Below are 13,211 nucleotides of genomic sequence, written 5' to 3' on the forward strand. Positions count from 1 at the left end.
CCATGGCCAAGGCTGAAGCCAGCGTTGAAGAACTGGTCTCGATGATCGAGCGCGGTGAGCTGCGCTTGCCGGAAATGCAGCGGCAGTATGTCTGGCGCTCCACGCGCGTGCGCGACTTGCTCGACTCTCTGTATCGGGGCTATCCCTCGGGGGCGATTCTGCTGTGGGAAACCGATGAGGCCGTGCCCCTGCAAAGCTTTGCCGTCAGCCAAAGCAATAACCCTTATCAGAGCACCCGCCTGTTGCTCGATGGACAACAGCGTCTGACCTCGTTGTCTGCCGTCATTCGTGGCGAGCCGGTGTCGGTGCGCGGTCGCCGTCGGCCCATCGATTTGCTCTTCAATCTGGAGCATCCCGACCAACTGGCCGTCGTGACCGAAGTGGATGAGAACGGCGATGACGCCGAGGTCGATGAGGAAGGCGAACTGGGCGGCGACGAGGCCGACGCCAGCGAAGACGAACTGCTGACGCGCTTCAACAAAATGACCTTCGTGGTGGCGACCCGGAAGCTGGAGCAGTTGCCGCAGTGGGTGAAGGTATCCGAAGTCTTCAAGACCGACAGCGATGCGCCTTTCCTCAAACGTGCGGGCATCAGTGGCTTTGATGATCCGCGTTACGAGAAATACAGTCAGCGCCTGGCCCGGCTACGCGGCATTCGCAAGTACGTGTATCGCATGGACGTGCTGGAGCGAACACTGTCCTACGACGAGGTCACGGAAATCTTCGTGCGGGTCAACTCGCTGGGCGCCAAGCTGCGCAGCTCCGATCTGGCTCTGGCGCAGATCACGGCCAAATGGCGGCACTCGCTGCAGACCTTCCTGGACTTCCAGCGTGCTTGCGCCCAGAACGGCTTCGAGCTTGATCTGGGTTTGCACCTGAAGAATTTGATGGCCTTTGCCACCGGGCAATCCCGTTTTCTGACCGTCGGCAGCCTGACCCTGGACGTACTGCAGCAAGCCTGGAAAGAAGCCTGCGAGGGGATGGAATTTGCCCTCAATTTCGCACGCAGCAATCTGGGTATCGACAGCCCTGCCTTGCTGTCATCGCCCTTCTTACTGGTGGTACTTGCCTACATTGGGCATCGCCGTGACTATGCCCTCAGCACGGAAGAAGCGCAGCAGTTGCGCTACTGGGCCTTGGCCGCCAATGCCAAAGGCCGTTTCTCGCGGGGTTCCAGTGAGACCATTCTGGATCAGGATTTAGCGATCATCCGCAATGGCGGCGGCGTCAATGAACTGATCGACCGGCTGCGTCTGCAGTTCGGCCGCCTTGACATCACGCCGGAAGAGCTGGAGGGGCGCAACCAGCGCAGTGCGCTGTTCAAGACCATGTTCCTGGCATTTCGTGCGGCAGGTGCCAAGGATTGGCGCAGCCACCTTGCCATTGCCCTGGACCACTCGGGCAGTCAGCACCGCTTGCAGTTTCATCACATTTTCCCCAAGGCATTGCTGCGCGGCAGCTACACCCCTCGCGAGGCCGACGACATCGCCAACCTGGCTTTCATCGGCGGCAAAACCAATCGTGCGATCAGCGACAAAGCGCCTGTGACCTACCTGTTGCCGCTGGTGGCACAGCACGGTGCAGCACCATTCGCAGCACAGTGCATCCCTGTGGAGGAGGAACTGCTGGCACTGGATCACTACAAGGCGTTCTTGCAAGAGCGCCGTAAACGAATCGCGGCGGCACTGAATGCTTTCATCCATGCGGTCGCTTGAACTGTCAGCGCCACCTTGTTGCCACACGGTGACCCACATGTCGCCACAATGCTGCCGTCATGTTCAACACAATGTTGCCACGCTGTTCACCACATTGACGCCACTTTGTGCACACAGTGTTGCCACCATGCCTGACACATTCCGGGTGGGACGCAGGCCGAGAGTCGCTTGTCCCCGGCGCGATGAGCACATTCTTTGTGCTGGCTCGCGAGAGCACAAAGAAGGTGGCCGCTGGGCTCGATTTCGCCAGAAATCGGGCGCGGCGGCGTGGGGACAACGAATGGTCGATGCGTCCAGCCTGCACCTTATGAAACCCCGCTGCGGCCATGCGCCGGGTTGCCGCCCTGTGCGGCTGGCGGGTGAGAGCATGCCGCACAGGGCATGCCTGCTCGGTGGTGGGAGACTGAACTGACATGGCCAACCCTCGCTCGCTGGTCTACGCGCTTTACACCCATTGGGACACCGTGGAGCTTTTGGTGCGGCTGTCGCGCGAGTTTGCCGTGCTGACCAGCGATCAGGTGTTGAACGGCATTGCCAAGGTATCCGGGCAACGGGATGCCGAAACGCAGGGCGCGGTGCTACGTGCCTTGGTCAATGCGGACATCCTGCAAACCTTGCCGCGCAGCAGCGATCTGCAGCTCAATGCCTATGTGCTGGAGTTCGTGCGCGGCCTCACCCGTGAACATGAGCTGGGCCTGGCTGCCGTACTGCAGGCGCGTGTTGCGGCCATCCGTGAAGCCACCGAAGCACTCAATGAAGGGATGCTCGGGGCCGACATGGATCGCGTGCGCGGAGCCGCCAACAAGCTGGCAGAACTCTTCCGCCAGATCAGCCTGCAGCTCGATCAGGACCGGCACGCGCTCTTTGAACTGGCGGAAAACGCTAAAAGCGCCGACAGCAGCATGCCGATCAGCCAGCGCTACCGCGAGGTGCTGGAAGCCTACGATCATTATGTGGAGCCGATGAACCAGATGATGGACAGCGGCTCGCAGGGCACCTTCTATCGCTATCTGGAAGAAGCGGAGCGTGCGCTCGACTTGAGCCTAGAGCAATTGTCGGTACAGGGTGCGCTCTACTCTCATCGCCTGCAGTTGCGTCAGGTGGCGCACCAGGCCAAGGAGCTGCGGCGCTTTGGGCGGCTGGTTGCGCAACAGTGCGCCGATACACTGCTCCCCTTGCGCGAAGAACTGCGTCAGCACAACGTACTTACCAGTGCCATCAGCTTGCTGTTGGGGCAGGTGCGCAAACGCGGCCTGCGTCGCGCACTGTCGCACCCGGCGGATGAGACCGCACTCCCCGTCTGGCGCAATGAGCGCGGTTTCAAATTGCAATTGGGCGATGAGGTGCGGGCGGTCATGGCTGCCGCACGCCAATACCAGCCGCAGGCGGTGGCCTTTCCGCAGGATGAACCCGGCGATGACGTTCCGTTGCTGGAGCAGGTGGACGAAGCCGCTATTCGTGCGCATCTGGCCCGCAGCCTGCCAGTGGAAAATCTGCTCGATTGGCTGCACAGCCATTACGCCCACCTGCAGGATGCCACCCTGCTGCGCCTGTTCCATGACCTGCAACATGAGCCCGGCTGGCAGTTCGAGGCAGCCAGCCAGCCTGAAAAAACCACGTTGCAGACGATTCGCGTCCTGCATCACCCTCACCGCGTGAGTATCCCGCAATGACGATCCCACACGCTCTGGCAGCCGCCCTGTCGCAAATGCCGGCATTGGCCGAGCTGTTCCGCTTGTTTCTCTCCGGCAAACACCTGAATCGAATGGCCGAGCCCGCGCTGTGGGCGGAGCTGGAGCAGCACGAGGCCAGCTATGTCGGCTTGTTTGCCGCGCTGGGGTTCGAGCTGCGCCTGGATGCCAGGGGCTTTGCCTGGTTTCACAACAGCGAGGCCAACAGCAACATTGGCAAGATCAGCCGCCAGCTGGCCTTGCTGTTCATGGTGATCTTCGATGCCCAGGCCAATGCCGGCAAGGCCCTGCAGCGCTTTACCGATTGGCTGATCGACAGCGCCTGGCTGGCCGAGGTCTACAAGCAACAGCAAGACCTGCTGGATGCCGAGGGCCTCAACCCCGACGCCCTGGTGGAGCTGCTGGGCCGCGCCTGCAACCTGGGCTTTGCCATGGCAGAGCCAGCGGGCTGGCGACTGCTGCCCGCTGTATGCCGTTACCTCGATCATTTCGAAAGCCTGGCGTTGACGGCCAAGACCGATGGCGACGAAGAGAGCACGCCTGCAGCGGAAGACTGGACTGCGGATGCACCAGACGACGAGGAGAACACCTGATGCAGTACGGGTTCCAACGTCTGGTCCTGCTGGGCAGCGCCGGCTACTCGCGTGCCGAGCTGCCGCTCGATGGTGCGGTCTCTCTGGTAGCGCCCAACAATACCGGCAAGACCAGTCTGATCAATGCCCTGCAGTTTCTGCTGATCATCGACCGCCGCCGTATGGATTTTGGTGCCCACGATGTGGACAAGAGCCGGCGCTTCTATTTCCCCAACAACAGCGCCTATGTGCTGCTGGAGGTGTCGCTGCCGGAGTCCGGCACCGTCGTGCTGGGTTGCGTGGGCAAAGGGGTGAGCTTCGAGTACGAGTATTTCGCCTATGCCGGGCCGCTGAAGGTCGAGGAGTTCTGCCTGCCGGATGGCACCTTGGTGGCACAACCGCAACTGGCTAGCCATCTGGCGAGCTTTGGGCGCCGGGTATTCAGCTACAGCAGTAGCGAATTCGCCGACATGATCTATGGCGGGCGCAGCCGCAAGCTCGCCAGTCAGCAGGATTTCTGCGTTTTCCGGCTGGAGCACGCCGGTGACGCCAGCGTCTTCCAGCGTGTGCTCACCCGCACGCTGCGCCTGGACAAGCTGCGCTCCAGCGAGGTGAAAGACTATCTGCTGCAGATTTTCCGGCGCGATCTGCCGGATGCCAGCATCGACTTCAAGGCGGAATGGGACAAGGCGTTTGCCGACCTCAACGCCGAACGTAGCCAGTACCTGGCCGCTGTGCGGCTGCAAGCCACTCTGGGCGAACTGGAACAGAAGCAGGAGGCCCGCTTGGTGTTGCGCGGCAAATTGCTGTGCTGGCGCCCCTTGATCGACGCGGCACTGGGTCAGTGGCAACAGCATTACGAGACCCACCAGCAAACCTTGCAGCATGAGTTGGCGCAGTGCGATGTCGAGCTGCAGCGCCTGCGCGAAGAGGATATGCGGTCGGCTGGCGAGAAAAAAGAGTGCGAACTGGAACAAAAGCAGCTCCGCCAACAAAGCGAACAGTTGCGCGCGTTGCAGCAGCGTTTTGCCTTGATCCCCGACCGCGCCCTGCTGGAGGCGCGCCGCCACGAGTTGCTGGCGCAACGGGATGCGTTGGTGGTACGGATCGGCCAGGCACAGAGCCGCACGCCAGCGGCCATCGAGCGCGAGCTGACACGGATCGAACGGGAATCCGCGCAGCTGGCGCAGGAGTTGCGCACCCAGGGGCAGAACCTCTATCAACAACTGGCCAGTGTCGTATCTACGGAACAACTCAACGCGCTGAACAAGGTGCTGGCCAAGCCGGTACTGACCCTGGGCAACGAAGATTTCCGCCTTGATGGCAAGGCCCTGCTTGCGGCCTTGGTCGATGCGAATGCCGGACAATTCAATTTGCCTGGCTTGCAATTGCGGCTGAAAGCCCTGCCGGCACAGTATCAGCAACGGACCCTGGCGGAACTGAGCGAATTGCAGCAGGAGTTGCAGCAACAGCAGGCTCAGCTGCAAGAACAATTGGCCACCGCACTGGCTCTGGAAAACGTCAAACAGCAACGCCAAGCGCTAGAGCAGCAACTAGCCGAGCTGGATGCCGAATTGCGGGACTACGCGCACATGCAGGACTTGCGGCAAAGCGAGGCCGAGCGCGAGGAGCGGCTGCAGGCACTGGCGCAAAAGCTCGCCGACCTCAGCGCCAGTCTGGCGCAGTCGGCAGAGCGGCACCGCGCATTGGATCAGCAGCGGCAGCAGCGGCAACAGGATTTGGCGGCCTTGCAGCAGCAACACCGGCAGATCGAGCAACGCCGTCATCAGCGAGTCGACCACGAAGGCCCCTTTGCCTGGCTGGCCGACCTGCCGCACAGCCCTTGGTTGGCCCAGCCCGAGTTCGCGCTGGAGCAACTGGCCGAGCGACTGCAGACCTATCAGGTCGACTGCCGCCAGTTGCTGGAGCTGGATGAGCAGATCCGCCATCTGCTGGGTGAAATCCATAGCGGCGGATTGACCAAGTATCAGTTTGTCGGCGAACCGGAAAGCGAGATTGTTCGTCTCGTTGAATTCGCCCATCACCTGCCGCAGGAAGCCGAAGCCCTGGAAAAGAAGGTACGCTCGGCGGTGGTGAATGTGGCAGCCTGCCTGCGCGAACTGCGCGACGGCCTGTTTGCTTTCAAGCGCCGGATGCGCGAGTTCAACCGCAAGATCAGCGGCCGGCAACTTTCCGATCTGGCCGTGTTCAAGATCGAACCCGAAGACGAAACCATTCTGGTCGAAGCCATCGAACTGCTGATCAGTACCGCCGCCACTGTGGACAGTGGCGAAACCTTCGAACTGTTCAACCAGCAGAGCGTGCTCGACGATGATCAACTCAATCGCGCAAAGACCCTGCTGATCGAAGAGGGCAACGCCCGCCATGGCCTGCGTGTGGCCGACCTGTTTCGCCTGCGCTTCTGGGTCGGCAAGGCAGATCGCGAGCCGGAAGCCTTCGATGACCTAGACAGTGCCGCCTCCAATGGCACCGTGCTGATGGCCAAACTGGTGACGGGGCTGGCGATGCTGCATTTGATGCAGGATCAGCGTCGCCCTATCCAGGGCATCTGCTATCTGGACGAGGCACTGGCCCTGGACGCCCGCAATCAGCGCAGCCTGATCGACACGGCGGCGGAGTTCGGCTTCTCGTTGATTTTTGCCTCGCCCGCGCCGCTGACGACCGTGCGCTACTGCGTGCCGATTCACACGCGCAACAGCAGCAACCAGATCAGCCGCCATAGCTGGCAGATCATCGAACCGCTGGATGCCTGAGTATGGATCGAACCTTGCGCACAGCCTTGCTCAAGCTGCATGGCCAACAAACCCTGCCGGCCAGCCATTTCACCGCCGCTCAGCGCAGCGCTCTGGATCGCTTTGCCCGGCAGACAGGAGCGGTAATCTGCCAGCGTCAGGGGCGCGGTGATGTTTACCGTGTCAGCGATCCGCGACTATTCGATATCCATCTGAGCGCACTCTCCCCCCAGGTCGGGATGCTGGCCACGGACGACCTGCCGCTGCGGGCGCAACACATCGCCCACGCGCGCGACAGCAAAGCGCGCAATCATCAGCATGAGTGCTACTACCCCTTGCTCAAGGCCGTTGGCGAAAAGGTTCTCTGGCGGCAAGGCGAACACGGGAGCGAACTGCCACTCAGCCAGCTCACGCACCACTTCGGGGCTGCCAGCCTGCGCATTGAAACTGGCGACACCTGGCAAAGCGGGCAGTCGCTCTGGCTGGTGGAGAACCAGGCGCTGTTTGACCGCACGGATTGGCTGCCAGTAGGAACGCAAGCCACCCTGCTGTACTACGGCGGACAGCTTGATGGCCGGCTTCTCGCCTGGCTGGGGCAGCGCCCGCGTGCAAGCCGTGTCGTACTGTTCCCGGACTATGACGGTGTGGGGCTGGCCAATTTCGCGCGACTCTTTGCACAGCTTGGCGACACTTGCGAATGCTGGCTGATGCCCGACTGGCAAAGCAAACTGGCAGACTATGGCAGCCAGCGGCTATGGCAGGATACGCTTCGGGAGTTCACCAGTGCTGTTCCGCAGTTACCTGATTATCTAGGCCCGTTAACCGAACAGATGCGCCAATCCGGACGGGCGCTCGAACAGGAAGCGGTCTGGCTATCTGTTCTGTAGGTGCCCTTTGAGTAAGCTCGCAATGTCACCTGGGGCCAGGCCAGCCTCTAGGGACCGCCTCAGCGCCTGCTCCAGTTGTTGCCAGCCCTGCGCTGAAGTGACATTACTGCCTAATGTTTCGGTCAGACGGAACATCAGCCCTTCCAGCAGCTCTTCGTCACCCACGTCCGCTGCGGCCTGCTCCGCCAGCGCCAAGAGGACGTTGTGTGCTGATGCCAACGAGTCGATTGGCACCCCGGCCAATGCTGCAGGGGTGCTGATGACACGATCCACCCTGACGACTGTCGCCAAATCAAGGGCTTGATCGACGCCCGGCTCGATCTCCATGCGGATCAGCACATCGCCAGCCAACAGAAAGCGGGTCTTGATAAGCCCCGGCTGCTCATCCTGAAACAACCACACCGACTGCTTGTCGGCCAGCAGCTTGCCTAGCACGAGCTTGCTGTCATCCAGTGCCCCACGATCCTGCCACTGGTGCAACACGTCGGTACGCAGGCGCCCGCCTTCCACACCGAGGTGGTGCAACAGGCCGACTAGTCGTTTGGCGGAGATCACCTGCTCCTTGCCACGTAGCCAGACCGAGAGGTTGGCAGTGCGGATACCGGTGGTTTCAGCGATCCGCCCCAGCGTTTCCCCGCGCAGTCGTATCAAGGCGGCGGCAAAGCCTGGCAATTGTTCGTTGGCAAGGGTTGGCATGTCGGGCTCTGTGAATTCACTGTAAATCACTATAAGACTTATTGACCGACAAGACGAGCGTGCGGAGTTTGGCGATTCGCGTAAACCACTGTTATAGTAATTTATAGTTAGGCTATTTGGGAGGCCATCATGCGTAAGCCAAAGCAAGCCCGTCCGTTGCGCCTGGGGGAATACGAAGCAGCCATTGCTGCACTCAAGGCGCAGCATCCCTGGCTTGCGCGGCAAATCGTCGAACCCGCGCCGGGGCATTTGGCCGTGGTGGCACATCTGTTTGCCCAGGTGGAATACCTGCTGCCACCCGCAGTGGTCGCACGAAAGGGCTCACTGTCAGTGAGCTGCAACCGGGATCGCTTGGCCATTCATTACCAGCCGCCGCGACGCCACAGCGAACGTGCAGCAGCAGTGTTCGATCTGATTGCCCAGACCAAGCACCTTTCGCTGCAAAAATGCCCCGTTTGCGGTGTACAGGTTGTCGGGGACGGCATCCGTCCGCAACGCTGTCCGCAACACGACGGCATCCAAGGATTGTTTGCCGAAGAAGTGCGCCGCAGCCGCCAGCTCATCGTCGAACAGGGGGTACAGCAGGTGGTGCACGATCTGGGTAAGGTGACGACTGAAGATGTACGCGCCGCCATGGCTGTTGAGGATGAGCCCGTCCCGAGTGAAGCCAAACCGGAACAGGTTCAGGAGCAGCCGACAGAAACCGCTAAATCAATACTCTTGCCGAGCATCGTCTTTCTCGATGAAGCCGGGCTGGAGACGTTCGTGGATCGCCACCGACCGAAAGGCGACGACAAGTTCAAGCGCGCACAGGCGATGGCGGAGCGGATCAAGCGGGCGGGCCATGGTAGCCGCCAACTGGGCCTGCTGCCCCCGGATTGGATAGCCCTCCTGGATGAGTTCGCGCAGGCCTTTCCAAACTTCCATGAACTGGCTGAGCTGCTACGTGACCACTTTGCCCTGTCCAGCCTGGGCGATGGCCGGGTGTCCTGGCCTGCCGTGTTGCTGGTCGGCCCGGCGGGTATTGGCAAAAGCGAGGCAGCACGCTGGTTGGCCGATCAGTTGTATTTGCCCTTTCGTGTATTCGATATGGCGAGTACACAATCGAGTTCGCCGCTCGCAGGTTCCGAATCATTCTGGAGCAATTCCGAGCCAGGCCAGCTCTTTGAGCTGCTGGCCTACCAGCCGCTGGCCAATCCGGTGGTGGTGCTCGATGAACTGGACAAGGCCAGCAACGGCCGACCGCAATACGATCCGCTGGCGGCGCTCTATACGCTTCTGGAACCGCGCAGTGCGCGTGATTTCATCGACCTGTCGATTCGTGATTTCTCCATCGACGCCAGTCATGTGAATTGGATCGCGACCGCGAATGAGCTGGAGGCGATTCCGGGGCCGCTGCGCTCACGGCTGACGGTGTTGCACATTCAACCACCCAGACCGGAGCAGGTCAGAAGCATTGCGCAGTCGATCTACAACCGTCTGCGCGACGAGGCGAGCTGGGGCACTGCCTTTGCCGAGCGACTCGATGATGATGTCCTATCCCGTCTGCAAGCCTTGCCACCGCGCAGTGTGCGTCTGGTTCTTCAGCGCGCCTTGGGTTCGGCGGCTCGTAATGGCCGGAGACTCGTGCAGGTGCAAGACATCAGACCGCTGGTCGAGATCAGCCGCCGTGGCGTTGGCTTTGTCAGCGAGGGATGGAATTGAGGTTGCTCAGCGCTGTCCGGATAGCCAGGCCGCACCGGCGGCCTGCGCATCGGCCTCACTGGCATAGGTTGTCGATGGGCCGCTGATGATGCAGGGCTCGGTTTCGCCGTCGCCTTCCACCGTCCACAGCTCCCAGGTTCCGTCATTTTTCCAGCTAGGGATGGCGGTGTAGGGTTTGTCTTTCAGCGCAGCCAGCGCGGCATCTACTTCGGGGCGAATCTGCAACTCACCCGAGTAGATATAAGGTGTCGCGCAGCGGGTATCAGATCGGCTCATGTTCCGTGCTCCAGAAAAGATCCAGTAGCGCGCTCGCCTGCAGGTAAATACCGGGGTTGCGTGCTTCACTCGGGCCAGCAATGTTGAGAATAGCGATGGCATGACCAACCAGCCAGTCTTGCCATGCCGCCAACAGCTCTTCTGTAGGGGCATGCAAATCGCACAGCAGCAGCGGTTTGCCATGCCCCGTCGCCAGATTGCGAGTGAGCAGGCTGCCACCTTCGAGTCTGCTCCGATAAAGGATCAGCGTGGCATCAGCGTCCAGCACATTGCGTTTGGTGCGCTGGCGGTAGCCGCTGGATTCGGTCTCCAGCAACTGGTAGCGAGCATCCAGTACGCCATCAGCGGCCCGTCGGCCTGCCGGGCACCAGCCGCCGTGCGGAATCTGCCGGGCAATGGCGAAATCCAGCGCCGCCCGGTCTACGCCGGTTTGGCCGCCGGAGATGATCATTAGAACGCCAATCAATCCAGACCCTTTGCTTCCCAGCCTTGGCTGGTCAGCTTGACAGCGTGCTTGGATTCCTTGTTGCCAACACCATCGAGAATGCCCTTGACCACCGGGAAAGCGGCTTGCACCTCGGGCTTCTTGGCCCAGTCGGCAAGGTTGTTGACCTTATAGGTGTAGGTGATGCCTGCCTCCTGGTAGTCACCGAGCTTCATCGGGCCTTCCCACTTCACTACCTTGTCGAGGCTCTTCTGTCCCCAGCACAGATCCGTCTGGGTCACCTTCTGGGAACCGTTCAAACCCCAACTGGTTGCTTCCTTCTCCCGGACAAAGGGTTTGGCGGCATCGGTCAGCGAACAACGCTGTCCATTGTCCGCAGCTTCGCACTTCACCAGCCCGGCGGCCTCAAGCGCGGCCATCTGATTGGCTGTACCGCTTTGCATGGTCTTCTGAAGACGCATGTCCATTTCGGTGACCGCCACCGGGAAGTCGCGGTACTGGTTGAGGCACAACTGCCCCTTTTTCTCGAAATACTGGCTCAGCGCCGCACCGAAGTTCTTTTCGTTTGCATCGGTTTTGCTACCACAAGCGGCGAGCGTGACGGTGCCGAGTACGGCGAGGATGGCAAGCTGTTTGGACATAGGCATGAACTCCCTGTTCTTGTTGGTGAATGAAAGTGGTGTCAGGACAGATCCCAGACTTCGACGGTCAGCACCTTATCGGGCGGATAGGCGGCGATCTTGTCGTGATGCAAGATGACGTCGCGAACCCGGTTGGCGGGCATCACATGGTCGTCGCCGATGACGGCAGGATCGTTGCGCGCCGGCGGGCCGTTCTCGATGATCGGCAGGACATCACTGGCCTTGGCCGTGTAACGGTTGGGATAGCCTCCCGACAGCAGTTGTACCGCCTTGCCTTCATCAACCAACCGCTGCACCCAGCCATTTCCGCCGACACTGGTTTCCTAGTTCGCCAGCACCGCATCCCTTCGACCAATGCCTGTATCCCGCTCCTCGGGCGTCTGGGCGGCAATGACGATCCACCATCCGATCATGCTTTCCTTCCTTCGTCTTCGATCACAACGGAGCTCGACTGGCAACAAACAACTCGACAGGCGTGATGCCACGCTCGACCAGTTCCAGCAGGGGGAAAGACGCGGCAAAGACTTCCATTGCAGGCCAGCGACTCGGCTGGCCTGTAGGGTCTTCTGGCTGCGGCAGCCGTCCCCAGTTATGGGCATCGGGAGCCTCGAAGCCCGCCTCAACCGCTAATCTCAGCCAGTAGCCCTCAAATCGGGATGCATAGCTCTGGTCGCCATCAACCCATGAGAGAACGGCCGCACGAATCTCAGTTTGTTCGCGAATGGCCCACTCGAAGAGAGCGAACGAGGCATGGCCAGGGCGATGTCGATGCAGGTGCTCGCGAAATCGACGTTTGAGATTGACCGTCTGCCCGATGTAGCAGGCTTTTCGCTCGCCATTCCGGCTATGCGCAGTCAGCGCGTAAATCCAGTATCCGCGTGAACGGATGACAGGAGCAGCGCCCGTGTCAACCGGGGTATCTGGTCTTGCTGGCAGTGAGTCGCAGGCAAACCCGAAACGAATCCGGAACCGCTTCCCATCAGGCCCAAGCAACCCGATGTAATCACGTCCATTCCTTGTCACCGTCAGGCCGAGAGCTTCTGCACGTTCAAGGAGTTTTTGTTTCGTGTTGATTTGCCCAGAGGTGATGGCGGCTTGCAGCGTGGCTTTCATCGTCATGGAACACTTGCGGCCTCGTTTTCGTCGCCGTAGTAGCTTTCGCCTGCCGCTTGCTCGTTCCGCCAATAGCGGATCGTCTCGTCGATGCTTGCCCTGTCGTGAGCCTCGATCTCCTCCCAGGCGCCATGTTGCCTCCAGTCGTCGAAGGTCTGCCCATGCAGTTTTTCCGCGACCTCGGCAAGAGCCATGTTCGGATCAAACAGCTCTTCGTGGTCGATGCCCGGATTGAACCAGTCGTCAGGGTCGTATCCATTGGGCAGATCGCAAAAACGCCACCATCCGCGATAGGTTTCAGGCGTGCGGCGGGCGCAATCGGCAAGATACTCGGCCTCATCCTTATCCGACCATTTACCCCGTTCAATCCGTGAGTCACGGTAGGCATCACGATCATGGAAGAAGCATTCGTGCATTCTCGGATCGTGTTTCGCCCAGTCGTAAAAATCACAGCAGATGCCCGACCGTCCCCACCGCATAACGGTTCGCACGACGGCAGACTTCGACGTACCGAACACCCATTCGTATTCGCGTAAGAAGGTCTGTCCGCTGGTTACGCCTTTGCCCTCGCAGGCAAGCTCGAATTGACCTTTGTCAATGCCGATCTAAAACTGACACGCTTTTGCCCATATTGCCGATTTAAAACTGATACACCCCCAAGTCATAGTCATGCGCTTTGCTCGCCCTGGAGAGAGGGCCGAAGGCCCGAACGTAGGGG

At 60.6% G+C, this 13,211-nt stretch carries 13 protein-coding genes; 6 read left to right on the forward strand and 7 right to left on the reverse strand.

Features of this window, described 5'->3' with window-relative positions; all coding sequences use genetic code 11:
* Positions 1-2: 2 nt before the first annotated feature.
* The 5 genes from GQB03_RS21885 (at position 3) to GQB03_RS21905 (ending at position 7,618) form a co-directional block, all read left to right on the forward strand.
* Positions 3-1,715: a GmrSD restriction endonuclease domain-containing protein gene (locus GQB03_RS21885; protein ID WP_159693814.1), complete on the forward strand. Its 1,713-nt coding sequence runs from the start codon at positions 3-5 to the stop codon at positions 1,713-1,715.
* Between the two features lie 413 nt (positions 1,716-2,128).
* Positions 2,129-3,388, forward strand: a complete 1,260-nt coding sequence (locus tag GQB03_RS21890) for a hypothetical protein (RefSeq protein ID WP_021250004.1) — start codon at positions 2,129-2,131, stop codon at positions 3,386-3,388.
* Positions 3,385-3,999, forward strand: a complete 615-nt coding sequence (locus GQB03_RS21895; RefSeq protein WP_159693816.1) for a condensin complex protein MksE — start codon at positions 3,385-3,387, stop codon at positions 3,997-3,999. The genes GQB03_RS21890 and GQB03_RS21895 overlap by 4 nt, the downstream gene beginning before the upstream one ends.
* A complete protein-coding gene (locus tag GQB03_RS21900) occupies positions 3,999-6,752 on the forward strand; it encodes a hypothetical protein (protein WP_159693818.1) in 2,754 nt (917 codons plus the stop codon). Before GQB03_RS21895 ends, GQB03_RS21900 begins: the two co-directional genes overlap by 1 nt.
* A gap of 2 nt (positions 6,753-6,754) precedes the next feature.
* Positions 6,755-7,618, forward strand: a complete 864-nt coding sequence (locus GQB03_RS21905) for a DUF7281 domain-containing protein (protein WP_159693820.1) — start codon at positions 6,755-6,757, stop codon at positions 7,616-7,618.
* Here the strand turns inward: GQB03_RS21905 and GQB03_RS21910 are convergent.
* Entirely contained in the window at positions 7,604-8,314 is a 711-nt protein-coding gene (locus GQB03_RS21910; protein ID WP_159693822.1) for a hypothetical protein, read from the reverse strand. The two genes, GQB03_RS21905 and GQB03_RS21910, sit on opposite strands and share 15 nt — an antisense overlap.
* A 129-nt stretch (positions 8,315-8,443) precedes the next feature.
* Between GQB03_RS21910 and GQB03_RS21915 the strand changes: the two genes are divergently transcribed.
* Complete coding sequence (locus GQB03_RS21915) at positions 8,444-10,018, forward strand: AAA family ATPase (RefSeq protein WP_159693824.1); 1,575 nt, start codon at positions 8,444-8,446, stop codon at positions 10,016-10,018.
* A gap of 6 nt (positions 10,019-10,024) precedes the next feature.
* Here GQB03_RS21915 and GQB03_RS21920 read toward each other — a convergent pair whose 3' ends face one another.
* The 6 genes from GQB03_RS21920 to GQB03_RS21945 all read right to left on the reverse strand — a co-directional run bounded on the left by GQB03_RS21920 (position 10,025) and on the right by GQB03_RS21945 (position 12,909).
* Positions 10,025-10,294 carry a hypothetical protein gene (locus GQB03_RS21920; protein ID WP_159693826.1) on the reverse strand — a complete coding sequence of 90 codons (270 nt, stop codon included), beginning with the start codon at positions 10,292-10,294 and terminating at the stop codon, positions 10,025-10,027.
* On the reverse strand, positions 10,281-10,745 hold the full coding sequence (locus GQB03_RS21925) for a putative molybdenum carrier protein (RefSeq protein WP_200832376.1): 465 nt from the start codon (positions 10,743-10,745) through the stop codon (positions 10,281-10,283). The genes GQB03_RS21920 and GQB03_RS21925 overlap by 14 nt, the downstream gene beginning before the upstream one ends.
* Positions 10,746-10,756: 11 nt before the next feature.
* A complete protein-coding gene (locus tag GQB03_RS21930; RefSeq protein WP_034085873.1) occupies positions 10,757-11,380 on the reverse strand; it encodes a hypothetical protein in 624 nt (207 codons plus the stop codon).
* 41 nt (positions 11,381-11,421) lie between these two features.
* Positions 11,422-11,676: a hypothetical protein gene (locus tag GQB03_RS21935; protein WP_200832378.1), complete on the reverse strand. Its 255-nt coding sequence runs from the start codon at positions 11,674-11,676 to the stop codon at positions 11,422-11,424.
* Between the two features lie 139 nt (positions 11,677-11,815).
* Positions 11,816-12,499 carry a GIY-YIG nuclease family protein gene (locus tag GQB03_RS21940; RefSeq protein ID WP_159693828.1) on the reverse strand — a complete coding sequence of 228 codons (684 nt, stop codon included), beginning with the start codon at positions 12,497-12,499 and terminating at the stop codon, positions 11,816-11,818.
* Positions 12,496-12,909, reverse strand: a complete 414-nt coding sequence (locus GQB03_RS21945) for a hypothetical protein (protein WP_159693830.1) — start codon at positions 12,907-12,909, stop codon at positions 12,496-12,498. The genes GQB03_RS21940 and GQB03_RS21945 overlap by 4 nt, the downstream gene beginning before the upstream one ends.
* Between the last annotated feature and the right edge of the window lie 302 nt (positions 12,910-13,211).

Source organism: Cognatazoarcus halotolerans, assembly GCF_009800965.1.
GTDB lineage: Bacteria > Pseudomonadota > Gammaproteobacteria > Burkholderiales > Rhodocyclaceae > Cognatazoarcus > Cognatazoarcus halotolerans.